The sequence below is a fragment of the Fulvimarina thalattae genome (assembly GCF_040239565.1).
Classification (GTDB): Bacteria; Pseudomonadota; Alphaproteobacteria; order Rhizobiales; family Rhizobiaceae; genus Fulvimarina.
The window spans coordinates 11566-35950 of sequence record NZ_JBEHWS010000013.1; the positions used below are offsets into that span (position 1 = coordinate 11566).

The following is a 24385-nucleotide window of genomic DNA, read 5'->3' on the forward strand; positions in this document are numbered from 1 at the left end:
CGAAGCTGTTCGAATCCAGCACAGATGCAATCTTGGATAGCACTTATTTCCAAGAGCGGATGAATCGCGCAACCGCTAAGCAATCCAGTGCCAATCCCCCGGTCTTTTGCTCACGAGGCTTCGATTTGTTTACTTCTTGCCGGTAGTTCTCGGTATTCAACGGAGAGCAAGCGGGCAGGACGTGCTTCACACGCTAAGACAACATGCTGCTGTTTTTGCCGGAGCACTTGCGATCGCGGGCTTCGTCATCGTCAGCGTCTTGTTCGTCGGATCGATTGCCGTCGGCGACATCGTCGAAACCGAGATTTCCGGCAGAGCCGATAATTTCTCCGAGCTCCTTCTCACCGAACCCGGCGCACTCGATGCCTTCATGACGGGCATCAGCCGCACCCCCGACATCGAAGCGACGATCCGCAAGGTTTCGAACCTATCCGGAATTGAGCGCTTTTCACTTTTCGACCGCGACGGCCACGAAATCTATCAGTCCCGCTCCGAACGCTATGGCTGGTTGATGCGAGACAGGCCGGGCGGGATGTCGAACGGGGACTCCCTTGCCGAAAGCACGATCGCTCGCAAAGGTCAGTGGCGTGTCTTCGTCAAGAACGGCGACCAGCCGCCGTCGGTGATCAAGCCGTTGTTCCGCGATGGCGAGCGCATCGGATTCCTTTCGGTGCAGGCCGATGTGACGGCTGATCGCGGTCTCTACACGGGCACGCTTTACAAGGCGTTCTCGCTGACCGCCCTCATTCTGCTCATTGCAACCGGGGTGCCTTTCGCCGCCTATCTCTTCCGCCGCCGGAAAATTGCCGAAGCCGACGCACGCATCGAGTTTCTCGCCAATCACGACAGCCTCACCCAGCTTCTCAATCGCCGACGCATGCAGGAAGAGACGGACCGGGTGATGGTGACAGCGCGCGCAACGCGCGAGCGCATGGCCTACATTTATATCGATCTCGACGAGCTCGGGGAGATCAATGCTCGATTGGGGCAGGCGAACGGCGACGAAATTCTCAAGGTTCTTGGCAAGCGGATCCGCTTCATTGCCCAGAAGGACGATCTCGTCGCCCGTATCGGACCGGACGATTTCGCGATTTTGAAGCGTCGCGTTTCGAGCGCCAACGATGTCAGGTCCTTCGCCCGCCGGCTCACAAATGCGCTTGGCGAACCGATCGAACAATGCGGCGAGCGGATCGAGCCTTCTATTTCGATCGGTTGCGCGATGGTTCCGACCGACGGACGCAGCCATACCGAACTCGTAAAGCATGCCGAGCTCGCTCATTTCCGGCACAAGTCGTCGAAACAGGACGATCTGGTCTTCTTCGAAGCCTGGATGGACGAGGACAACCATCGCCGACGGCTTGTCGAGGCGCAGGTCCGCTACGCCGTCGAAAACGACGGCTTCGAGCTTCATTATCAACCGCTCGTCTGCGGCTCGACACACCAGATTCTCGGCTTCGAAGCGCTCATCCGCCTGCGCGACACAGACGGCAATCTGATCTCGCCAGGCGAGTTCGTCCCGATCGCGGAAGCACGCGGCTATATCAAGCGGATCGGGACCTGGGTCATTCAGGAAGCCGCCCGTCAGGCCGCAAATTGGCCGGAAGACTGCTTTGTCTCGGTCAACCTTTCGACAGTTCAGTTCGCCGATGGCGATCTCGTCTCGATCGTCACGGACGCGCTCGCCGCGGCCGGCATCAAAGGAAAGCAGCTCGAACTCGAAGTGGTGGAGTCCCTCGTTCTGGACCGTTCCGACGATGTTCTGGAGCAGCTCAAGAGCCTGAAAGCCCTTGGCATTTCCGTCGCCATGGATGATTTCGGAACGGGCTACTCTTCTCTCAGCTATGTCTGGCGCTTCCCGTTCGACAAGCTCAAGATCGACCAAAGCTTCATGTTCGCGATGGCGCGCGGTGAGGAGAAGGTCGATCAGCTCGTGCGCACGATCGTCGCAATGGGTCATCACATGGGAATGAAGGTGGTGACCGAAGGCGTCGAAGAGGCCGAGCAGGTGGAGTTGCTGCGCGACTGCGGCTGCGACCAGATTCAGGGCTATTATTTCGGACGTCCTGCTCCCGCATCGGAAATCGCTGTCGAAGCACTCGCCCATTTCCGGCGGAATCGCATCGCGCCGGCGGCCGAGAAAGAAACCGCCCGCAAGCGGATGGCCTAAATTCCAACCCACTACGCCATCTATGGCCGGGTCCCAGAATTACTGATTTTCAGACGTTTCCAGAAAGAGCCAGTTCCGGCACCGTCTTCAGCACCAATTCCATATCGGCGTGAAAGGCTTCACGTTCCCGCTCCTGAGCAGTCGCATCCGGGAGACGCAGAATGTAGGACGGATGCACAGTGACGAGAAACCGCGTCTCCTCGGTCAGGTCGATCAGTTTCGAGCGCGTATCGCGGATCGTCACCGTCTTGCCGAGAATGGCGTGAGCCGCCGTTGCCCCTAAAGCCACGATCAACTTCGGTTTGACGACTTCTCGTTCGATATCGAGCCACCAGCGGCACGTCTGGATTTCTCCTGAATTCGGTTTCGCGTGGATACGCCGCTTGCCACGCGGCGTGAACTTGAAGTGTTTGACGGCATTCGTGACATAAGCTTGAGAGCGATCGACGCCTGCCGCCAAAAGCGCCTCGTCGAAGACCTTGCCGGCCGGTCCGACAAAGGGCTCGCCAGCAATATCCTCCTGATCACCGGGCTGCTCGCCGACGAATATGACCGGCGCGTTCTCCGGCCCCTTGCCGAAAACCGTCTGCGTCGCCGGCTCCCACAGCGGACAGGCCTGACAGCTTGCCGCCGCCCGGCGCGCATCTTCGATCGTCTTCGGCAGGTTGGAGCCCGGCTCGGCAAGACCTGCACCGAGCTCGAGCATCGGCTCTTCCGCGCTTTCCCGTCCCATGTCGATCTCCCGGCGTTCGCTCATCTTCTCGTGGCGCAAACTCGGAAGGGTCGGAGCAGTTTCGATCATGCGGCGCTGCGCCGCTTCGGCGCCGGCGACGAGTGGTTTGACAAGCGCCGTTTCCGGCATGTTCGCCCAGTATTTCTTCGGCATTTCCGCCTGCATGGCCTTCACTTTCAGGCGGGCCGGATTGAAGATCGAAGCGTAGTAGGTGAGCCAGAGGTCTTCCATGTCGTCGCCTGATGGAGCCATCTCGCGGCTCGCACCTGGGAGAAAGGTGAGCTCGGCGCCGTTCCAGTGCGCCGTCCGTTCGGGCGTGAGAATCGTCCAGGTCATGCCGGTAAAACGGCGCGCAAAGAAGGGAGCGGTCGCCTCGACGACATGATGGAAGGGCTCAAACCACGCGACATAGTGCTTGTTGCCCTCGTCACCCTCGATCTCGCGGAAGCGAACGAAGGCCTTCATCTTGTGGGCGTCGCGCCGAACGGCCTTTTCCATCTCGTTTGCGCGGATCACATCGGCATCGGACGCGATGCCGAGAAGTCGCTTTTCGCTCTGGAGGCGCCAGAGCAGGCTATAGGCGAAGACGAAGCGGTCCGTGGCCGCATGGCAGACGATCTTGCGAGCGAGATCCACGAAGGCTCTGGGGACAGTCGGCTGCGGACCGCTCGGATCGTGAGGCGGCAACGGTCCGGAAAAGAGGCCGGCGCCCTCGCCTTCTATCGTGAAAGACAGATCTTCCGGTCGAACTCCGTTCGAGAACGCAGCACGCGCAGCATCGCGCCAGCCATCGAAATCGGCTGAAAATTTGAGATCGGCGGAATACATGAAGTCGACGGTCAGCGCCGGTGAACCCGCTCGTGGAGCGCGTAGATTTCATCGGCAAACGTCTCGTCCGGACCCGCGACTTTATGGTTCGGCAAAACCTCGTGCGCCCGTATCGCCTTGAACGGAAAACCGTCGACCCCGAGATCGTCGAGCCAGGCGAGAAGCTGTTCGGTCGAACTCGCATAGACGATGCGCCCGAGGCCGACGATGCCGTGAGCGGTCGCGCACATCGGGCAATGTTCGCCGGATGTATAGACGGTCGCGCTGGAGCGCTCGGACGGCTCCATATTGAGCCCTGCCCAATGGGCGAGAGCAAATTCCGGGTGGGCCGTCGAGTCGCCCGTACCGGTGCGGTTGAAGTCTTCCTTCAGTACAGTGCCGTCGCCCGCGACAAGGATCGAGCCGAACGGCTTGTGCCCCTCCTCCACAGCTTGGCGCGCCAGTTGCACGCAACGGGACAAGTGCTTGCGGTCGGTTTCGTCGATCATACCGGCTCCCGAATTTTCATTGTGTTTCGTCAAACCAGTCAGCGGCGATTGAGGCAGCGCTCGTAGGCGCGGGCACCGTCACGCCGCGCGTCTTGTTCCGTCAGCGCACGGACGCCGAAACCATCCTCACCGCGATCGACGCGGCCCTCATAGGCATTCGCGGCCGTCTGGCGCGCATATTGTCGGCAGTATTCCGGAGTTCCCGGCCGATAGGGGTTTGCCGAAACCGCTGCTCCCCTGATCGGATTTTCGAGCGGATAGGGTGTCGCCGTGTTGCAGCCTGCGAGAGCGAGGAGACCGAACGGCGCAAGAAACAGGCGCGATCGGCATTGTTTCGATTTCAGCGAATGGATGGGCATGATCCGGGCCTCGTCCTGCAATTCAAAACAACGGGAGAGCGACTTACTCTGACACTCGAGGGAAGAACTCTGTACACGGCGAATCCGATCCATTTTCCGGCACCCGCCTCCGTAGCCCATGGTAGAGCGACGGCCGCGTTTGACGAAAGCGATCGAAGGGGGCATCTGCGATGTCATGGAAACATCGCTGCCCCTCGTGACCGAAATTGCCTGGCAAGACCCATTCGAAGCGGCGCGGAAGCTCTACGCGTTCGGTGGTCTCTCTTTCCTCGACAGTGCGATGGCGCACGAGACTCTGGGCCGCTACTCTTTCGTGGCAGCACGCCCTTTTGCCGTCTTTACGGTCGATGCCGACGGCCCGGCGCTCTCCGGCGAGCGGATCGACGCCGCTCCACTTCAGGCCCTCAAAGGAGTGCTCGCGCGCCTCGCAATGCCGACGGTCGAGGGCTATCCGCCGTTCCAGGGCGGTGCGATGGGCTTCATCGCTTACGAATTCGCTCATCACCTCGAGGACCTTGAACCGCCGCAGGATTTCGATCCAGCCAAGCCGACCATGGTCTTTCCGCTTTACGACGTGGTGCTCGCCTTCGATCACGAAACCAGTAGAGCCTACTGTTTCTCAAACGGCCAACCGGCGAAAGGCGAGGAACAGCGCAAGCAGGCGGAGCTGCGGCGAGACGATATCCTCGCGGCTCTAGGGTCCCCCCTCCCCGACCTGCCGCCGATCCCGGAAGGCTTCGACTGGCGCTCGAATTTCTTCGCCAGGGATTACGAAGCGGCGATCGAGGCGACGCGAGAATACGTTCTCGCGGGCGACATCTTCCAGGCGAATATCGCCCAGACGTTCACCAGCCGTCTCCCCGAGGGCTTCGATCCGCTGGCACTTTATGCTCGGCTTCGCCAAACTAATGCAGCGCCGTTCGGCGCCTTTCTCGATTGCGGAGAGATGGTGGTCGCCAGCTCTTCGCCGGAGCGCTTTCTGAGCCTCACGGCCGACGGCCATGTGGAGACGCGGCCAATCAAGGGAACGGCGAAGCGCTCTGCCGATGAGGCCGAGGACACCGCGCTTTCGGCCGAATTGCTCGCCTCGGAAAAGGACCGGGCCGAGAACGTGATGATCGTCGATCTGATGCGCAACGACCTGTCGCGGGTCTGCAAGGCGGACTCGGTCGAAGTGCCGGTGCTGTGCGGGCTCGAGACCTATGCTGCGGTCCATCATCTCGTTTCGGTGGTGACGGGAGAGCTTCAGGCGGAGCTCGGGCCGGCGGAGCTGATCGGCGCGACCTTCCCCGGCGGATCGATTACCGGAGCGCCGAAAATCCGGGCGATGGACATCATCACCGAGATCGAGAAGACACGGCGTGGGCCCTATTGCGGCTCGATCGGCTATATCGGATTCGACGGCGCGATGGATCTCAACATCGCGATCCGGACGGTGACCTTCGAGGATGGAACCGCACGTCTGGCGGCTGGCGGCGGCATCACCGTCCTCTCCGATCCGAAGGCGGAGTATGAAGAGACCTTCACCAAGGCCACCCGCGTCTTCGCCGCCTTCGAGGAAGAGGCATGAAGGTTCTCGTTCTCGACAACTATGACAGCTTCGTCTTCAACGTCGGACGATATCTTGAGCGCCTCGGCGCCGAGCTCGTGGTGCGCCGGAACGACAAGGTGAGCGTGGCGGAGGCTGAAGCGCTGGAGGCGGACGCGATCGTGGTCTCGCCGGGTCCCTGCTCGCCGAAAGAGGCAGGCATCTCCTGCGATGTCGTGCGGACACTTTCCGGCCGGGTGCCGATCCTCGGCGTTTGTCTCGGTCACCAGGTGATCGGCGACGTCTTCGAGGGTCATGTGACCCGGGCACTGCGGCCGATGCATGGTCGGGCTTCGGCCATGATGCACGAAGGCGCGAACCTCTTCCAAGGCCTCGCGCCCGAAACGAAGGCGGGGCGCTATCACTCACTCATCGTGGAAGAAACGCAGGCGATGCACGAGCACCTGAGTGTGGATGCCCGCTCGCCGGATGGGGAGATCATGGCGCTGACCCATCGCAGCCATCCGACTTTCGGCGTGCAGTTTCATCCCGAGTCGATCCTGACGGAGGACGGAACAAAGATCCTTTCCAACTTCCTCGAACGCGCTCGGACCTTCGCCAAGGAACGGGCATGAGCGCGCCGGTCTGGCTTGGCGACCGGCTTGTTGCGGCAGAGGACGCATGGATCGATCCGACCGATCGGGGCTTCACACTCGGCGACGGATGCTTCGATACCGCCCTGACAATAGACGGACGGGTTTTTCGGGCAGACCAACACCTCGATCGGCTGGCGGCGACCTGTGCGGCGCTTTCGCTGCCGGTGGCGCGCGAGACGTTGGAGGCTGCGCAATCCGCGCTTGCCGGCGAGATCGTGCACGGGTCGATCCGGCTCACCGTGACGCGCGGGACTGGAGCGCGAGGCCTTGCCCTGCCCGCCGATCCGAAGCCGACGCTCTTCGGCTCGGCCTCGCCGCTCGCACCGCAGCTGATGTTCAAGCCGATGACGCTGGTTCTGGCCGAAACGCGGCGCAACGAGACGTCGCCGACGGCACGGCTGAAGACGCTCTCCTATCTCGACGCGATCCTCGAAACGAATCGGGCGAAGCAGGCCGGGGCCGACGAGCCGTTGTTTCTGAACACGAAAAACGAGATCGCGTGCTCTGCACTGGCGAATGTCTTTCTAATGGCTGAACACGATATCGTGACACCGCCACTCACATCGGGGACGTTGGACGGCGTGATGCGCAGATTTCTAATAGAGACGATCGAGGAGGTTGAGAGCGCTGTCCGGGTGGAGCCGATCGTTTGGGACGCAGCCAGAACGGGCCGATTCCTGCTGACGAATTCGCTCCGCTTGATCTCGCCAGCGCGTGTATCCGGATCGCCGCCGCTTAGCGCCGAGCAGAATGAGTTTGTCCGGTCGCTGATGGATCGGACATGTCTCACGATTCGTGAGGCCTGCGGCACCGATCCGCGCGAACTCGGCGCCGAAATCCCCGATCTCAGCGCCTGACGGAGTGGTTGCCTCCGGCAAGAAGCCAGGCCGGATCGAACCAGGTATCGGCCTCCCCGTCATAGGGTAACCTATTGATATCCCAATGTCTTACGTATTTCGCATAGGCATCCCAGACTGACGGACCACCACCGACGAAGACGACGCGCTCGCCGAAGCGCGACAGAACTTCCTCGGGGTCGTCGGAGGAGCGAATGGTGACGATCGTCCGGTGTTCGTGCGCAAAATCCGGAAAGGACGCGACTGTCTTGGGGCCGCAGATCAGGACATGGCCGCGCGTGATTTCGAAGAAGCGTTCGACGTCCTCGACATAGGCGCGATCGCTGTTTCCCTCCCACGGCATTCCGCCGTCGAGACCGAGTTGCCCGCTCTGCCCGATCGCGCAGATCACGCGGATATCCGCCATGCCATTCCCCCAAAATCGACACGTTTTCCGCGTCTGTCACACATCCTCCGGACCGAAAAAATCGTTTGGAGAATATAACTTAGTTTAATGTGTACCCGGCAAAACTGCGCGAAGGTGGCGACATGGATTTGAACATCGACCCCCTCATCGCGACCACCGAGGATCGACCGTCAGATACCGAGACGGTAACCTCGCTGCTCGCCATCGCCAAGTCGACGCGCGCCTTCATCGCGCTTCTTTTGTCCGACATTGACCTGCATCCCGGTCAGGATCAATTGCTCGTCCGTTTGCTGCCAAACGAACCCGTCAGCGTGTCCGTTCTCGCGGAAGACCTGAGCGTTCGCCCCTCGACCATCTCGAAGATGCTCGACCGACTCATCGAGAAGGGTCTCGTGGAGCGCGGAGCGCACAAGGTCGACCTGCGGCGCACCATGGTCCAGCTCACGCCGAAGGGCGAGCAGGCACGGGATAAGGTCTACGAGGTCTGGCGCAAACTCGACGTCGATCTGATCGGTGCCCTCGACGAAAAAGAGCGTGTTGTGCTCGGCGAGTCCCTCAGCAAAATCGAGACTCTCCTCTCCCAGCGCCTGCGCCGGCTTCGCTAACCTTAAGCCGGCAAAAGACTCTTCTGAGCCCTGCAAAATTGTTGAGCAAGGATTGCATATTATGCGATCCATTTGTGCTGCGGTGCACTTTTCGCGGCACTCACTGCCGACTATCTTGGCGGCAGAGCTCAAACAAGGGACCTACAGGCCAACGTGCTCAGACCACTTCATATCACGCGCCGCCAAGCACTCGGTGGCGGTTTCGCCGCCATGCTTTTTCCGTTTTCGTCGAGTTTCGCAGCAGATGACGAAAAAGCTGCAAGCAAGGCTGGAAATTCGGCAGAGACGGCAGCGTCCGAACCTCTGACGTTCGATCGGCTCAGCGAAAAAATGGCTGAGAAGGCGAAACAGCCTTACGTCGAGCCGGAAAGCCCGCTTCCTGAAATCGTTCAGGATCTCACCTACGATCAACATCGGGCGATCGCATACCGTCCAGATCATGCGCTCTGGCGCGCCGAGCCGGTCGATTTCCACCTTCAGGCCTTCTATCCGGGCTGGGTTTTCAACGATACCGCCACTGTCGCCATCGGTCGGGATGGACACTACGAACCCCACATCTTTCAGGCCGACGATTTTGAATATCGTCCCCCACTGAATCCCGCCGACTTCGACGATATCAGCTTTCCGGGCGTCGCCGGTTTCCGCATCCATGCCCCGCTGGAGCGACCTGACTACTTCGATGAACTCGTCACGTTCCTCGGCGCCAGCTATTTTCGGGCGCTTGGCATGGGAACGCGCTACGGCCTGTCGGCACGCGGGCTTGCCATCAATACGGCGACGTCAGAAGAGACCGAGGAATTTCCTCACTTCACCGCGTTCTATATCGATGCTCCAAAGCCTGGTGAGAATTCGATCCGGCTGATGGCTGAGCTTGAAAGCCCCAGTGTTGCCGGCGCCTACGAATTCGTCATCACGCCCGGCCCGCAGACGGTGATGACATGCCGGCAGAGACTGTATTTCCGGGAGACCGTCGCACGACTGGGTATCGCGCCGCTGACCTCCATGTTTACCTTCGGCGAGAACGATCGCGCGGACCATGACGATTTCCGTCCGGAGGTTCACGATAGCGACGGGCTCTTCATCGAACGGGCGAATGGCGAGCAGTTCTGGCGACCACTCCAGAATCCGCAGCAGCTGTCTCTCTCCTTCATCGGAGAGATCAATCCAAAAAGTTTCGGGCTGCTGCAGCGCGATCGTTCCTTCGAAAGCTATCAGGACACTGAATCGCGATACGAACTTCGGCCGTCCCTTCTGATCGAGCCGATTGGCGAGTGGGGCGCGGGAACCGTCGAGCTGGTGGAAATTCCGACTGCCACCGAGACGAATGACAATATTGTCGCCTTCTGGATACCGGAGGAACGCGCGGAGGCGGGCTCGTCGATGGAGTTCGCCTATCGCATGCGCTGGGGTCTCGACGTCGAACCCGCTCAGGACCGAGCGCGCGTTTCCTCGACCCTGTCGGGCGTTGGCGGCAATGCAGCGGACACCGACGAACAGCAGCTGACGCGGCGTCTGGTCGTCAATTTCACCGGCGGCCCCGCCGCTGATCTGCCGGACAACGCCAAGGTCGAACCGGAGATAGAAGTGACATCGGCGGGAAGGCTTGTGAACAGTGCCGTTTCGCGCCTTCCGGACGGGGGTTGGCGCGTTTCACTAGAACTTGAACGTGTCGAGGAACGACCTGTCGAACTTCGCGTTAGACTCACCATGTTGCGGCGCACTATAAGCGAGACATGGATTTATCAATGGACTACAGAAGCGTGAGTGTCTTATCCTGGAACAACGACGAAACTCCGCTCTCCATAGTGGATGTCGTCCTGGGTTCGTATTCGCCTGATACGATCGATGTGCACCGCGCGATCGGCAAGCGTCTCTCGGAATCCGAACTACACCAGCCCGTCGACAAGGTGATCTCCGACGCCAGAGCCGGCGAGAAATGGGCAACGGATATCATCGAGACCGTCGAACTGCCCGCACCGACGGCAAGATTGCCGATGCCCGAGCAGGATTTCGGCACGGGTCGTTTCCATGCTTGGCTAACGAACCTTTTCACAAGGCTCGTGCCGACCTCAAGGCGTCACGCGTAAGCCGATTGCAGCGCAGTAGGGCGCAACAATACTTCGATAGATGAGATGCGCCGATTATGGGCGCGTTCCCTCCGCAGCGAACGCGCCTTTGACAGATGAACCGCCTGGAAAGACGCTTTGTGTCGGTGGAGTTGCGTAAGATCCCTAACCCTCGTTAAAAGCGGTCAAGCAGCACGTTTTGAAGGGACATTTCAGGGCGAGCAGCAATCGAGGCTCACCTTCAGTCGGGAGTGGATGACCACTTGATCGCTATTCTCCGTACGGCATTCTGTGTCAGCGCGGCGCTCCTCTCCCTTGTTGCAGCGTTTCTCTTCTTCACCGTCATTACCGCTAACGGCACGACCAGCTTCCACATTCTGCAGACGGCGCTTCTGCTGATCTGTTGTGGCTGGCTCGCCTGGGGCTTCATGACGGCATGTTTCGGCATGATCGCCGCAATGAAGAGCCCCCCCGGCAGGATACGCAGCCGATATCAACCGATTTCGGTCACCGCCATTCTCGTTCCGGTCTATAACGAGGACGCCGACTCGGTGTGCGCGCGAGTCGCCGCAATGGCGGAAGGCCTTCGCAAGATCGGGCGCCTCGACTCCTTTCATTTCTACATCCTGAGCGACTCCACAAAACCCGAATGCGTTGATGACGAGGAGCGGGCATTTCGCTTCCTTCTACGCAAGCTGAAGCTCGCTGGTCGGCTATTTTATCGCCATCGTGCGAAAAATACCGGGCGCAAGGCCGGCAATATCGCCGATTTCGTCACCAATCACGGCGGCGCCTATTCGTACATGCTGGTGCTCGACGCCGACAGCCTGATGGTGCCAGAGACAATCCTGGAAATGGTCGCCCGTATGGACGACGAGCCGGACCTCGCCCTGTTGCAGTCCCAACCGCTCATCATCAATCGCCGAACCATGTTCGGCCGGGCTCTCCAATTCTCGGCGGCAATCTTCTCGCCGATCTTTTCGCGCGGCCTGGCTTCGCTACAGGGCCGGGAAGGACCGTTCTGGGGCCATAATGCAATCATCCGGACGCGGGCCTTCGCAGCCCATTGCGGCCTGCCCGGCCTCCCGGGCAAACCGCCTCTTGGCGGTCAGATTTTAAGTCACGACTACGTCGAGGCGGCTCTCCTTGCACGGGCCGGGCTGATTGTCCGCGTCGACCCGGATTTGCCGGGCTCTTTCGAGGAAGCCCCGGCTAATGTCATCGAATATGCCAAACGGGACCGCCGCTGGTGCCAGGGCAATCTCCAACATGGCCGTCTCCTTGCCGCACGCGGGCTGAAGACCTGGAACCGGATCCAGCTTTCGGCCGGCATCATGGCCTATCTCGCATCCCCCATCTGGCTGATGTTTCTGATCGTCAGCCTGATCGACCCGATCATTGCCCCCGAGCCAAATTACTTCCCTGCCGACTCGCTCTTCCCTGTTTTTCCCAAGCCGGAAACGCAAAAGGCGCTGCTGCTTCTCTTCGGTATCTTCGTTCTGCTGCTGCTGCCAAAGACGCTGATCACCTTCGCATCTGCCTTCTCGCGAAGGCGCAAGGCGTTTGGTGGAACGATCCGTGTGGTTGCCAGTGCCACCGTCGAACTGGTTCTGACTTCGCTTCTCGCGCCGATCACCATGATGATGCAGTCGAAAGCGATCGGGGAAATCCTGATCGGCGCCGACTCAGGCTGGCCGGCAACCGATCGCGAGGATCAGGGCGTTCCACTAAAAACCGCCTTTGCCGCCAGCTGGTGGATGGTGACCGCCGGCGCCGCGGTTCTCTACGCAGCCTATTACTACGCGCCGGAAATCCTCCTCTGGACATTGCCGATAGCCATGCCGCTGGTGATTGCGCCGCTCCTGATCTCGATCACTGCGAGCCCGCTCCTCGGCGACGTCATGAACCGGATCGGCCTTTTCCGGACGCCTTTCGAGATCGAGCCCCATCCAGTGATCCTCTCGGCCGATCGCTGGCGGGAGGCATTGTCCGGCCCGGATGATCCGGCCGCTCCCAAAAAAGCCGTGATCGAGGCCGCTAGCGAAGCGGGAGCATCCACTCTCGCCTCACCGCCTGCTGCATCGAACAAACCATGACGATCGTCGCCCCTAAGCCTGCCACTTCCCGAGACAACCGTATCGACTTCTGGCGCGGCGTCGCGCTGATCATGATCTTCATCAATCATGTGCCCGGTAATTTCTGGGAGCGATACACCTCGCGCAATTTCGGCTTTTCGGACGCGGCCGAGCTTTTCGTCTTCCTTGCCGGTTTTGCCGCCGCCTTCGCCTATGGCCGGCCCTTCCTGGCCGGGCAGAAGCTGTTTGCGACCGTAAAGGCGCTGCGCCGGGCGGGAACGCTGCTTCTCGTTCAGATGACACTGACCGTGCTCGCCATCGGCCTCTTCGCCTGGGCAGCGCTTGCCTTCGGCGAAGGCGAATTGATGCGGCGGATGAACCTTGCCGCGCTGTCTGACGAGCCGCTGGAGGCCTATTTCGGCCTCGCGAGTTTCGGCCACCAGTTCGGCTATTTGAATATCCTGCCGATGTATATCGCGCTGCTCATCATGGCGCCGGTCCATCTCTGGCTCGCCTCGATCAGTCGCGAGTTGATGCTGGGCTCGGCCATCGCGCTCTGGGCTGCATCCTGGGCGTTCTATCTGAACATTCCCGCCTTCCCGAACCCCGGCGGCTGGTTCTTCAATCCGATCGCCTGGCAGGTGATCTTCGCAGCCGGCCTTTACGGCGGATTGAGGAAGGCGAGCGGCAAGCCTTCGGTACCTTACAAGCCCTGGCTTCTGGGACTGGCCCTCGCCTATCTGCTGTTTGCCTTCGTGACGACGCGTTACGGCCTGTGGTTCCTGATCTACGGGCTGGATCCCCTTCCCCCGGCGATCGCCAGTCTCGACAAGACCTTCGCTGCCGTGCCACGGGTGCTCCACGTGCTCGCGCTCGCCTATGTCTTCGCCAATGCGGCAAGCCACTCGCCCTTCGCGAATATTGATCGCAGCAACATCGTCGCGGCCATGGGGCGGCACTCTCTGCCGGTTTTCGCCTTCGGTACGATGCTGTCGCTGATCTGCCAGGTGATCAAATTCGGCCGCGAGCAGGAATTTTTCTTCGACACCGGCCTGCTGCTGGCCGGCCTTGCGCTGCAGTTCGCTCTTGTCCTCTGGCTCGAATGGTGGGGCTCGTATCAGAAGACGGTGGCGAAGAGCCGTGAAGCAAAAGCCGCTCCCGCTGCACCGGCGATGCGGAGCGCTCAGCTGCCTGACGCCACCCCGGCCGTTTATTCCGAAAAGGCCGCCGCACGCTGACGCATTCGCGCTTGTCGCCCGCGCGTGTTTGGTTTAGGCGGTTGGCTCGGCCGGGCCTGTAGCTCAATTGGTTAGAGCCGGCGGCTCATAACCGCTTGGTTGGGGGTTCGAGTCCCTCCGGGCCCACCATTTGTCGACGCAAACGATCTCTGCTTCGATTTCGTTTTCTCGACAAACGGTCCCCATGCGCACCGCCGATCTTCCCTTCCAGGAATCAACCTCAATAATAATTTTTGGGCGCAACTCCACGATCGCATCCCGCAAATAAGGGTGATCTGATCCCCAGCCCTGGAGATCAGGTTCGACATTTTCTACAGAAATTGTCTCTTATGGGTCAGCGTCGAAGAGCATTTTTCGAATCTTGAGCCGATTGACGGGATCGGCCATAGGCCACCTGTAAGTCCCTGACAAAAAACAGATGACCTGCTGCTACGAGGACGCAACTTTTATCTTCAACTGCGAAAAATGCGATTCAATTTCATCCTCAGTCGCAAATGCGCTCGAAAAGTGCCGAAAACTCGCTCTCTTTGCTTGCCCCTCGACCAACCAGTACGGGGCGGTGGTGTCCTGACCCTGCACTAAGTTTTACCCCGGACCACGCGGCTGGACCACGACCGCACGCGCGATGGCACCGGCGCTGATCAAGGCGGAAACGCTGTCATCGCGCCCACCAAAGAACGCCGTAAGCGGTCAGCTACGCGCTCAGCGCGCCAGCCATCCCCCGTCCACGTTCAACACAGCGCCAGTCACATAACGCGCGGCGCGCGAACACAGGTAGGCCGCTGTGCCGCCGATGTCCGACGGCTCGCCCCATCGCCCCGCTGGGATCCGGTCCAAGATCGCCTTCGACCGCTCGGGGTCGTCACGCAATGCCTCGGTGTTGTTCGTGGCGATGTAGCCCGGTGCAATGGCATTTACGGTGATTCCGTGCGGCGCCCATTCGTTGGCAAGGATCTTGGTCAGCCCCGCCACACCGTGTTTGGACGCGGTGTAGGACGGGACGCGAATTCCGCCCTGGAAGCTCAGGAGCGACGCGATGTTGACGATCGCCCCTTCGGCCCCGCGCTTGATCAGTGCACGGCCGAAGGCCTGGCAGGTGAAAAAGAGCGCCTTGAGGTTGACGTCGATCACGTCGTCCCAGTCGGCTTCGGAAAACTCCGTGCTGTCCTCGCGGCGAATGATGCCGGCATTATTGACCAGCAAATCGAAGCCCGCGCCATCGAAGAGGCTGGTGGCCGCCATCGGGTCGGCGAAATCGAGGATCAGCTCCTCGCCCGCGCCGCCCGCCTTCCGGATCTGCTGAACCGTCTCGGCGCAGGATCTGCGCCCCGCGCAGACGACGTGAGCGCCCTGCCCGGCGAGGCTGACCGAGATGGCCTGCCCGATGCCGGTATTGGCCCCGGTGACGAGGGCCTTGCGGCCCTCGAGAGAGAACAGCCCGGACATCAACGCATGTCCCCGGGCTGGATGAAGTCCATGTCGGTGAAGTCCATGTTGTCGCCGGCCATGGCCCAGATGAAGGTGTAGGCCCCGATGCCCGCACCCGAATGGATCGACCATGGCGGCGAGACCACGCCCTGTTCTCCCGCGACCACGAGGTGCCGCGTCTCCTGCGGCTCGCCCATCAGGTGCAGCACACGCGCCCCATCATCCATGCCCCAGTACATATAGGCCTCCATGCGGCGGTCATGGGTATGGCTGGGAATAGTGTTCCAAACCGAGCCGTCCTCGAGCGAGGTGTAGCCCAGCGTGAGCTGGCAGCTTTCCATCACGTCCGGGTGGATGAACTGCCGGATGGTGCGTTTGTTCGAGTTCTGGACATCGCCCAGCTTGACCTCCTTGGCGTCGTCGATCGTGACCAGCCGGTTGGGACAGGTGCGGTGCGCGGGAGCCGAGGCGATGTAGAACCGGCCCTTCCCGGAGAATGTCACCTCGCCCGGTCCCATGCCGAGATAGAGCACGTCGCCGCGGTTCAGGGTCCAGCTTTCGCCACCGCGCGCGACGTCTCCGGTGTCGCCGATGTTCACGATGCCCATCTCGCGCCGGTCGAGGAAGCTGGGCGTTCCGGCCTCCTTCACCTCGCCCAAGGTCAGGCTGCCGCCATCGGGCACGGCACCGCCCAGCACAAAACGGTCATAATGGGTGTAGGTCAGCCGGATCTCGCCGGACTTGAAGCTCTCCTCGACGAGGAAGTGACGGCGCAGGCCGTCGGTGTCGAGGGTCCGCGCCTGCTCCGGGTGAACGGCGTGCATGGTCTTGACTGTCAGCATCATATTTTCCTTTCGGATCTGGGTGCTTGCATTTGTTCCTGAGAAGAAGCGGTGGCTTGGGAAGAGATCAGCCTTGGCGGATGTCAGCCGCCATCGCTGCCGCAGCCTGAGCTCAGGAATTCAGAGAGGTCCACATTGGGGTCCGGTGTGGCGAGGAAGCCATGAACAAGGTCATGATCGCCGCGACCAAGCCAGGTCAGGGCAAACGGAACCGTCGTCTTGGGCGAGGTCAGGTTGAAATTGACCCGCTGGGACAGCAGCATCATCTTTTCGGTCTTATCCAGGCTGCGAACGCCTGAAATGCCGTTCTCACCGCGCACCACAAGGGTTGAACCCAACCGGGCCCGGGCCGTGAATTCCGCATCATCTACGGGGCTTGCCTGGACGCCTGACGGATCGTCAGCATGCAGGATGTCCGGCGCGGCGTACCAGTTATCGACCGCGAAGCCGGTATCGACGACGATCGCCGGTCTTTCCAACGTGAACCTGTGACGCCGTCGGAAGGACGCCTCACCGTCGATCTGCACATCCGTTTCGACGCTCTGGCAGCCGGACTTCCAGGTTGAGCGAACCGACCGGTCCCCGATTTCGACCGCACTGCGCGCATTGCAGAATTGCCAGTTCGCGCCATCGTCGAAACTGAAGGCCAGTATGTTGTCACCGAAGCTGAACCGCTCGGAATAGACCAAAGCGCTCAGGTCGGGACCGAAGTTGGTCGAATAGGCAAACTTGTTGTACTTGTCCCGCTGCAAAGCTGATCGGACCGGAGCCGCGTAATGCAGGATCGCATGTCCGCTGGATCGCTGGATGAGCCCGCTTGAGCGAGGCATCGGGTGGACCGTGGGCAGGTCAGGCAGGGGTTCTTCCTCAGCCTGCCAGAATGCGCCGTCCTTCCCGTAGGCCAAGGGAAGGAACGCCTTCATGGCCCAATAGGGCGAGGTCGGCGAATTGTATTCCTCGCACACGGTAAGGTTGGGGTAGGCGTAACCTCGTGTGAGCAATCCGTCACTGGTGAAGATCGGCTTGGACCGCCAGCTTCTGATCTGGCGCGCCCAGATCCCCTTCATCGCCCCTACCGACAGGCTGTCCTGGTCGGCGAACGGGGCCACCCCCCAGAACGCCGCCGTGGCGAAGCGGTAGATCAGCGACCGGCCGACCATGACCGTCTCGCCCGTCCGGGCGAACCAGTGGATGAACTCTTGCACGAAGTGGCCCGCGCGGGCCTTGTATCTACGGGCCCGCTCTGGGTCGGGGTTCACGGCGTATTGCGCATAGAGCAACGCGTAGAAGTGCATCGCGAAGCCGTTGTAGTGGTCGATGGGGAGTTCCGGCCCGTCGCCATACCACCCGTCGCCCAGATACCACTGGTCGATCCGGTCGAGGTACCGCGCCTGGAGATCCTCGTCGATGAGGTCCGCATGACCGATCTTCCGCAGCCCCTCCTGCACGAGGATCGCAAAAAACAGCCAGTTGTTGTCCACCAGCTGGACGGTCTGGATATCCGCGAGCCACGTCAGCAGGTTTTGCTTCTCGCTTTCGGTCAGCGGATACCACCCCTCTTCGGGCAGCATCATCAACAGCATGCCGATCGCCGCCATTTCGACACAACGTTGCGATCGGTCCTGCGCGCGCCCCCAGTAGCCTGGGTGTGCCGGATCGCAGCCCGCGGCGATTGTCTTGCGCATCAGCGGCCAGTGATCGAAAGCCCCTCCGCCCATCGACAGCGGCACGAGCCCCCACAGGGGGCGAGCGACCCCTTCGAGCGCGCTGGACTCCATGTCGAATGCAGCACCGCCTTCGTGGAAATCGACACGCGGACCTTGGGCCTCGAAATAGGGGCGCAAGGGGTCGAACAGATCTCGTACCGCCCTTTGGAAATCGCCGCGCGTCTCCAGTGGGTTGTCCCGAAATGATGGATAGAAGGTCATTGCTTTCCTATGCGCGCGTAGTCTCGTGGAATTGGCCGGATTCGCCCTGCGGTAACGTGGAAAGACACGCGATGGTCGTGCTCTAGAACCCGAACAGGCTGGGAATGAACAGGCTGATTGCAGGCACGTAGGTGACAAGCATGAGCCCGACGATCTGCAGCGCGAAGATCGGGAGCAACGGCCTGACGACCCGGGTCAGGTGTTCGTCGGAGACGCTGCAGGCGACGAAGAGAACCGTACCCACCGGCGGAGTTACGACGCCCATGCACAGATTGTAGATGAGGATCATGCCGAAATGCACCGGATCGACGCCCATTGCGGTGACGATTGGATAGAAGATCGGCGTGAAGATCAGCAGGGCGGGTGTCATGTCCATGAAGATGCCGACCACCAGCAGCGTGATGTTGATCATCAGCAGGATGATGATCTTGTTCTCGCTCACCGCCGTCAACAGGTCCCCGATGGTCGCGGGAATGCCCGCGAACGTCATGCTCCAGCTCATCAGCCCCGAACAGGCGATGAGAAAAGCGATGACGCCGGTTGTAACCAAGGTGTCGCGTGTCGCGCGGACCAATTGGCTCCAGGTGAGGCTGCGATAGCAGGCGGCGAGGATCAGCGCGTATATCACCGCGACACCCGAGCCTTCGACGGCAGTGAACACGCCACCGGTGATGCCGCCGATGACGGCGACGACCAGCAGAAGGCTGGGCAACGCGCGGAACACCAGGCTTCCGAATTCGGACATGGAAATATCCGACCTGTCAGCCTTGTAGCCAAATTTCCGCGCGTAGAAAAAGGCGGCGATCATCACCGAGCCGGCCATGATCAGACCGGGAAGATATCCCGCGAGGAAAAGCGCGATGATCGACGCACTGCCCCCTGTGATGAGCGAGTAGATGATGACCGGACCCGACGGCGGGATCAGCATGCCGGCCGGAGCAGAGGCGGCGTTGATCGCCGTGCCAGTCGGCATGTCGTAGTTCTTGTCCTTGGCGATCGGCGTGATGATGCTGCCCACTGCGGTTGCAGAGGCGATGCCGGATCCCGAAAGCGCACCGAAAAAGATGTTCGAGACGACGTTGGTCTGCCAAAGGCTGCCTGGAATGCGCCGCCCCAGCAGCATGGCGAAATCGACCAGGCGTCTGGCGGTTCCGCTCTGGTTCATGATGTTTCCGGCGAGGACGAAGAACGGCAGGGCCAGGAAGCCGAAGTTGTCGAGGCCGCTGAAAACCTTTGATCCGATTGTCGGAGCCAGCAGAAACGGATCGATCTGCAGCGCCAACGTCAGCACCCCGGCCATCGCCAGCGCGATCGCGATGGATACGCCAAGGATCAGGAACACCGCGAAGGAACCGAACAGAACCAGAACTGCGAGCAGCTGCGGGTGGTCCGCGTTGAAGTCTTGCCAAACTTGCGTCCCGGTCAGCACCCACGCTCCGCCGACGAGCACCGCGAGTATGGCGGCAACTATGCCGATATCGGACAGAGGATTGGGTGACCCGATGATCAGGCGCACGATCTCAATCACTTGCGCCAGGATTATCAGCACGCCGGTAAGAGCCAGGACGCTTTGCAGATATCCGATGGGGATGTCGATAATCGGCACGTGCATCGACAGGTTGCGGCTGAAGAACTCGTAGCCCGCCCAGGTGAGTCCGCACCCAAAGGCCAGCGCGATGATGCAGATGAGAATCTGAAGCCGTGCCTCGTTCCGCTCGGACAGTATGTCGGGGAGGATGGGCAGGTTCAGGTGGCGCTTGTCCATGAAACATAGCCCGGCGCCAAGCAGTCCCACCCAGATGAAGCTGAACCGAAGCAGAACCTCGGTAAGGATACTCGGTGCGTTCAGAAAGTACCGCGACGCGACTTGATAGCCGATCAGTACGACCATCAGCATGATCCAGGCGACCAGCACATACTCGAAGTTGCGCCGGATCGTGTCATAGAACGTCATCGCCGGGCGCTTGGGTCCGGTATCTATCTGCGACATGGGCTCCTCCCGCCGGATTTCGGCGCGCTTCCGAACAACGTTGCAGATCGTGCCACGGCTGCCATTGCGCTAAACAGAAACGTGAGTGTTCGCCGGGCGCGGACGACAGGCCGGCGCGCGGAGACGGCCCGAAGCAGGGATTCCCTGCATCGGGCCACTATTCTTACGGAAGCTCGCGATCCGTCATCGAGAAGATCTTCTCGATCACCGGGCGCTGATACTCGTTTTCAGCGGCTTCGACATACATCGGCTGTACCGCGTCGATGAACGGCTGCTTGTCGATCTCGATGATTTCGACACCGAACTCTTTCACCGCCCGCTGGGCACTTTCCGCGAAGGCTTGATCGATTTCTTCAACGGAGCGCTCACTGATGGTGGCGAACTCTTCCTTGACGACGGCAAGGTCCTCTTCTGACAGTGCGTCCTGGAAGCGCGTGCTGGTCACGACGAAGTCCGTCAGACGCGTCTGTTCGGTCAGGATGCCGTATTTTGCCGCCTGTCCGAAGTTCAGATCGTACAGCGTGCTCAAAGTGCCTTCGGCGCCGTCGATAACGCCCTGCTGCAGGGCGGGGAAAACGTCCCCGAAGGACATCGGCGTCGGCGCGGCTCCGAACAGTTCGAGCATCTCGATATAGGTGTTGCTCGACATGGTGCGGATCTTCATGCCCTGAAGATCCTCGATCGATTCAACGGGTTCGATCGTATAGAGGCTGCGGAAGCCGTTCGACAGGAAGCCCAGGGGCAGGAAGTTCTGATCTTCGGCCCCGTCGAACAGCATCTCCAGAACCTCGGGATCGGACATGACCTCACCATATTCTTCCCGGTCGCGGAACATGTAGGGCAGATTGATGACGCCCAACGCCGGCAAGATGTTCTCGAGCGTCGCGCTGTTCACGATGCCCATGTCGATCACGCCGGACTGGATCTGCTGAAGGTATTCGCTCTGATCGCCGAGCGTTCCGTTCGCGAAGATCTGGAATGCCACGCGCCCGTCCGTGCGATCTTCGACGGCGTCTGCAAACTGCTCCAAGAGCAGACCGGGGCCTGCGTCGCTCGGGCCGTTCGTCGCGATCTTGTAGGTCGCAGCCTGCAGCGCGGTGCTGGTCAGACAGATGGCAAGAGCGGTCGCCGTCGGTATGACTATGTGTTTCATGGTATCCTCCCTTGGGTAGAACGGCACGTGTCAGTGCCAGAAAAATTGCCGATGCCCCAATCCTCGAAGCAGGGCTTCGACGTAGTAGTAGTCTCCGTAAGGCAGCATCGCGCTGGTGAGATACGGTTCCCCGCACCGTTTTGCGCGAGGCACGTCGCAAGCGCCGTCGGACAGCAGCCCCTGCGCCAGCGGCTTGCGGGAAATGTCGTGATTGTCGCGCAAGCCCTTGATCATATTCATCGCGGCCGTGCGGTAGCGCAGCGCGGCATCGGACTTGCCGATCCGGTGGCAGATGTCGCTGATCATGAACAGGCCCGCTGCCGTGATGGAGCCCGCCGACGTGTCCTTCAGGCGTTCCTCACCCTGCGGCAGGCTGTAATCCCAGACCGGCACGTGATCGTCGCCCATTTTCTCAAGCGCAAAGTCCGCAAGGTTCGCAGAAAGATCGAGATAGTTGAGGTTGCCTGTGATCTCAGCCATCTGCGCGAACCCGTGGATCGCCCACGCCTGCCCGCGGCTCCAGCATGATTCGTCCGCGTAACCCTGCCATGTCTTGCCCTCGACAGGCAGGCCGTTCGCGGGGTCGAAATCGAAGGTATGGAAGGTGCTGTAATCTGCACGGACGATGTGTTCCGCCAGATTTTCCGCATGGCGTATCGCCACGTCCCGGAACGACGCAATACCGGTCTCTTCATGAGCCCAGAACAGCAGCGGCAGGTTCTGGACCGAGTCTATGATCATTTTGCCCTGTACGCGGCTGACCCGGTCATCCTTGTCGTCGGCCGTCCACGCCAGAAGATATCCGCCGGCCCAGTTGAACCGGGCGCGCAAAGCTTCCGCCGCGCGCAGCGCGAGGTCGCGGGCCTGAGGATTGCGGGTCAGCTTGTGGTCGGCGACGGCGGTCAGGGAATACAGGAAACCCAGATCGTGGCTCAACCACAGCGGGGTCTGAAGCAGTCTTTCGAGGTGATCGTAGCGCATCCGCGCCCAGTTCATGAACTGCGACCGACCCGTGATCATGTAAGCGAGCCAAAGCTCTCCGGTCCAGAACGAGTCCGTCCAGAAATATCCGTTCTCGGGGAACCGCCACACCGCATCCTGATGGCCGCCGATCATCGGGTTGCGCTGTCCGATCACCCGGGAATTGCGTTCGATGCTCGACAATACGTCATCGAGGATTTCCGTCAGATAAGCGGCTTCATCGTCCCTCGGCGGCGCGGAAGCGATCGCGTCGTCGCGTCGTTGAAACAGTTTGTCCACGCTTGAAGCCTCGTGTCGTTGCGTCTGGCATCCGGGGAAACCGCGGCTGCAAATTATAGAGGCACGATAACGGCGCCGCAGCCGGAAAACAAATACTTTTTCGAAAATTTCGAAATCTCTGAAACTTTCCGCGTGCTATTTTCGGCAATTCAGCAGGCTGCTATTGAAGGCTAAGGGTCCGGCGTGACTTAACTGGTGAGATCGAACGAACCCGAAAGTTTAACGACCGATGGCAATCGCAAAGAAACCGCCCTCCGAGCAGCTCTCCGCCGCCAAGGTCGGGACGTTGCCAAAGGTGCAGGCGGGGCTCTCTGATGCCGGCATCGCGGTCGCCAGTCCGACGCTGAAAGACGTGGCGAGGGCAGCCGGCGTATCCGTCGCGGCCGTCTCCAAGGCGCTGAACAATCGTGAAGGTGTCAGCGATCGCAGCCGCACGCTTGTCATGAAGGCCGCCGCAGAGCTTGGCTACCTGGACCGAAACATGAAAAAAGGGACTGCGGGCCTCACCTGCGCGTCTCTCGTCACGCTCGGCCCGATGGTCAGCAATGATGCATTTTATCAAGAAATCGTCGATGGAATCACGGGCGAGGCCGCCAAGATCGGCCTCTCCGTGGTTATCCAGATCTTGGACGAGACGAACGGACCGCACGAGGACACGATATCCGCGAAGGGGGCAGACGCTGTTATCTTGATGGGCGTCGACCGCCCCGCCTATCTCGACATGGTCGAGGCGAGCGGTCTGCCTGCCGTCATCGTCAACGGCATGGACCGCCGGATGCGCTTCCCAAGCGTCTCGCCCGACTACCACTTCGGCGGGTGGGCTGCGACAAAGCATCTGATCGATCTGGGCCACAAGGATATCGTGCACTTGACCCATGTGTATCGTGAATCCTTGCGCCGACGACTCGAAGGATTTCACGATGCCATGACCGAAGCCGGGCTGGCCTACGATCCAGATCGCCATTTTCTGGATCTCGGGTCCCCGGACATGATCGGACTGTCGGCCAAGCCAGTGATCGAGGCATATCTGAGGTCGCGAGAGACGTTGCCCAGCGCACTTTTCTGCATGTCGGATGCGGTGGCTTTGGCAGCCATACAGGCGATGCGTTCAATGGGACTGACCGCACCCGATGATATTTCCGTCGTCGGTTTCGACGGGCTGTCCATCGGCGCGCATTCATCGCCGAGCCTGACGACGATGCATGTCGACCGCCGCCGTCTCGGAGCACTCGCCATCGGGGCACTCGTCGACCATGCCGAGGACCGGGAAGCACCAGTTGAACGCATCGGGCTGGGCGTTACCCTGCTCCCCCGTCAGTCTAGCGGCCCCGTGCCTGATGGCAGATCGTGACGTTGCGGACCGCGAAGGTATGCTTGCCCCCTTTTTGCAGCCTCAAGATAGTCGGGCTTGTCGGAACTTTGCGTCTGACGGGCGAAAGCCCCGACTTAGCGGGAATTTTCAGGTTTTGTTAACTTTCTGAAGCCCGAAGCTCTGCGCGACGAAATCATTCTGGTTGTGGACCGCCCACTCGCCGGGGAAGCCGAGGCCCTTTCTCAGCCGGAGCATGGCCTGAAACCCCTTGATGGATCGCCGGGTGGTGTTGAAGGAGCGGAACCCGCCGATCCGTGGCATCGCCTTCTTCACCCGGCAATGATCCCTCTCCATCCCCTGCAGGAGATGCTGTGTGACATAATGGACCGGTTCACACGGAAGAAAGTCGTCCTCATGTGCGGAACGAATGGCGATCGAAACGGTGCCGCGTCGTCCGTACCGATCG

The 24385-nt window shown here is 60.7% G+C and carries 20 protein-coding genes, 1 tRNA gene and 1 pseudogene; 11 read left to right on the plus strand and 11 right to left on the minus strand.

Going from position 1 to position 24385, the window contains the following annotated elements; all coding sequences use genetic code 11:
• The first annotated feature begins 181 nt into the window (after positions 1-181).
• Positions 182-2167 (plus strand): putative bifunctional diguanylate cyclase/phosphodiesterase, encoded by a 1986-nt coding sequence (locus ABRA89_RS15450; RefSeq protein WP_349942390.1) that lies wholly within the window; start codon positions 182-184, stop codon positions 2165-2167.
• A gap of 49 nt (positions 2168-2216) precedes the next feature.
• On the opposite strand, the gene ABRA89_RS15455 is transcribed toward ABRA89_RS15450, so the two are convergent.
• The 3 genes from ABRA89_RS15455 to ABRA89_RS15465 are packed head-to-tail and all read right to left on the minus strand — an operon-like array spanning position 2217 to position 4575.
• Positions 2217-3728: a UdgX family uracil-DNA binding protein gene (locus ABRA89_RS15455; protein ID WP_349942391.1), complete on the minus strand. Its 1512-nt coding sequence runs from the start codon at positions 3726-3728 to the stop codon at positions 2217-2219.
• 11 nt (positions 3729-3739) lie between these two features.
• Entirely contained in the window at positions 3740-4216 is a 477-nt protein-coding gene (locus ABRA89_RS15460) for a nucleoside deaminase (protein ID WP_349942392.1), read from the minus strand.
• Positions 4217-4254: 38 nt separating this feature from the next.
• On the minus strand, positions 4255-4575 hold the full coding sequence (locus ABRA89_RS15465; RefSeq protein WP_349942393.1) for a hypothetical protein: 321 nt from the start codon (positions 4573-4575) through the stop codon (positions 4255-4257).
• A gap of 175 nt (positions 4576-4750) precedes the next feature.
• On the opposite strand from ABRA89_RS15465, the gene pabB reads away from it, so the two are divergent.
• The 3 genes from pabB to ABRA89_RS15480 are packed head-to-tail and all read left to right on the plus strand — an operon-like array spanning position 4751 to position 7616.
• Positions 4751-6145: an aminodeoxychorismate synthase component I gene (gene pabB, locus ABRA89_RS15470; RefSeq protein WP_349942394.1), complete on the plus strand. Its 1395-nt coding sequence runs from the start codon at positions 4751-4753 to the stop codon at positions 6143-6145.
• Positions 6142-6738 (plus strand): anthranilate synthase component II, encoded by a 597-nt coding sequence (locus ABRA89_RS15475; protein ID WP_349942395.1) that lies wholly within the window; start codon positions 6142-6144, stop codon positions 6736-6738. Before pabB ends, ABRA89_RS15475 begins: the two co-directional genes overlap by 4 nt.
• A complete protein-coding gene (locus ABRA89_RS15480; protein ID WP_349942396.1) occupies positions 6735-7616 on the plus strand; it encodes an aminotransferase class IV in 882 nt (293 codons plus the stop codon). The genes ABRA89_RS15475 and ABRA89_RS15480 overlap by 4 nt, the downstream gene beginning before the upstream one ends.
• Here the strand turns inward: ABRA89_RS15480 and ABRA89_RS15485 are convergent.
• Positions 7606-8022, minus strand: coding sequence for a dihydrofolate reductase (locus tag ABRA89_RS15485; RefSeq protein WP_349942397.1), 417 nt, complete (start codon positions 8020-8022; stop codon positions 7606-7608). The genes ABRA89_RS15480 and ABRA89_RS15485 overlap by 11 nt on opposite strands.
• 122 nt (positions 8023-8144) lie before the next feature.
• Between ABRA89_RS15485 and ABRA89_RS15490 the strand changes: the two genes are divergently transcribed.
• The 6 genes from ABRA89_RS15490 (at position 8145) to ABRA89_RS15515 (ending at position 14135) form a co-directional block, all read left to right on the plus strand.
• On the plus strand, positions 8145-8627 hold the full coding sequence (locus tag ABRA89_RS15490; protein WP_349942398.1) for a MarR family winged helix-turn-helix transcriptional regulator: 483 nt from the start codon (positions 8145-8147) through the stop codon (positions 8625-8627).
• Positions 8628-8837: 210 nt separating this feature from the next.
• Positions 8838-10391 (plus strand): OpgD/OpgG family glucan biosynthesis protein, encoded by a 1554-nt coding sequence (locus ABRA89_RS15495; RefSeq protein ID WP_349942468.1) that lies wholly within the window; start codon positions 8838-8840, stop codon positions 10389-10391.
• Positions 10388-10714: a hypothetical protein gene (locus tag ABRA89_RS15500; RefSeq protein ID WP_349942399.1), complete on the plus strand. Its 327-nt coding sequence runs from the start codon at positions 10388-10390 to the stop codon at positions 10712-10714. The genes ABRA89_RS15495 and ABRA89_RS15500 overlap by 4 nt, the downstream gene beginning before the upstream one ends.
• A gap of 242 nt (positions 10715-10956) precedes the next feature.
• The gene (mdoH, locus tag ABRA89_RS15505) at positions 10957-12789 is read left to right on the plus strand and encodes a glucans biosynthesis glucosyltransferase MdoH (protein WP_349942400.1); all 1833 of its coding nucleotides are present in this window, start codon (positions 10957-10959) and stop codon (positions 12787-12789) included.
• Positions 12786-14006, plus strand: coding sequence for an OpgC family protein (locus ABRA89_RS15510; RefSeq protein WP_349942401.1), 1221 nt, complete (start codon positions 12786-12788; stop codon positions 14004-14006). Before mdoH ends, ABRA89_RS15510 begins: the two co-directional genes overlap by 4 nt.
• 52 nt (positions 14007-14058) lie before the next feature.
• Positions 14059-14135 (plus strand) — tRNA-Ile (locus tag ABRA89_RS15515).
• A gap of 573 nt (positions 14136-14708) precedes the next feature.
• Here ABRA89_RS15515 and kduD read toward each other — a convergent pair.
• The 6 genes from kduD to ABRA89_RS15545 all read right to left on the minus strand — a co-directional run bounded on the left by kduD (position 14709) and on the right by ABRA89_RS15545 (position 22607).
• Positions 14709-15452, minus strand: a complete 744-nt coding sequence (gene kduD / locus ABRA89_RS15520; RefSeq protein ID WP_349942402.1) for a 2-dehydro-3-deoxy-D-gluconate 5-dehydrogenase KduD — start codon at positions 15450-15452, stop codon at positions 14709-14711.
• Entirely contained in the window at positions 15452-16276 is an 825-nt protein-coding gene (kduI, locus tag ABRA89_RS15525; RefSeq protein WP_349942469.1) for a 5-dehydro-4-deoxy-D-glucuronate isomerase, read from the minus strand. Before kduI ends, kduD begins: the two co-directional genes overlap by 1 nt.
• A gap of 83 nt (positions 16277-16359) precedes the next feature.
• Positions 16360-18204, minus strand: coding sequence for a DUF2264 domain-containing protein (locus ABRA89_RS15530; RefSeq protein ID WP_349942404.1), 1845 nt, complete (start codon positions 18202-18204; stop codon positions 16360-16362).
• An 82-nt stretch (positions 18205-18286) separates the two neighbouring features.
• The gene (locus tag ABRA89_RS15535) at positions 18287-20194 is read right to left on the minus strand and encodes a TRAP transporter large permease (protein ID WP_349942405.1); all 1908 of its coding nucleotides are present in this window, start codon (positions 20192-20194) and stop codon (positions 18287-18289) included.
• Between the two features lie 163 nt (positions 20195-20357).
• On the minus strand, positions 20358-21347 hold the full coding sequence (locus ABRA89_RS15540) for a TRAP transporter substrate-binding protein (protein ID WP_349942406.1): 990 nt from the start codon (positions 21345-21347) through the stop codon (positions 20358-20360).
• 30 nt (positions 21348-21377) lie between these two features.
• Positions 21378-22607, minus strand: coding sequence for a YyaL domain-containing protein (locus ABRA89_RS15545; RefSeq protein ID WP_349942407.1), 1230 nt, complete (start codon positions 22605-22607; stop codon positions 21378-21380).
• Between the two features lie 229 nt (positions 22608-22836).
• Here ABRA89_RS15545 and ABRA89_RS15550 point away from each other — a divergent pair, with 229 nt between their 5' ends.
• Entirely contained in the window at positions 22837-23958 is a 1122-nt protein-coding gene (locus tag ABRA89_RS15550) for a LacI family DNA-binding transcriptional regulator (RefSeq protein ID WP_349942408.1), read from the plus strand.
• 108 nt (positions 23959-24066) lie between these two features.
• Here the strand turns inward: ABRA89_RS15550 and ABRA89_RS15555 are convergent.
• Positions 24067-24383 (minus strand): annotated as a pseudogene (locus ABRA89_RS15555) (DDE-type integrase/transposase/recombinase); the annotation flags it as partial.
• Positions 24384-24385: the final 2 nt, after the last annotated feature.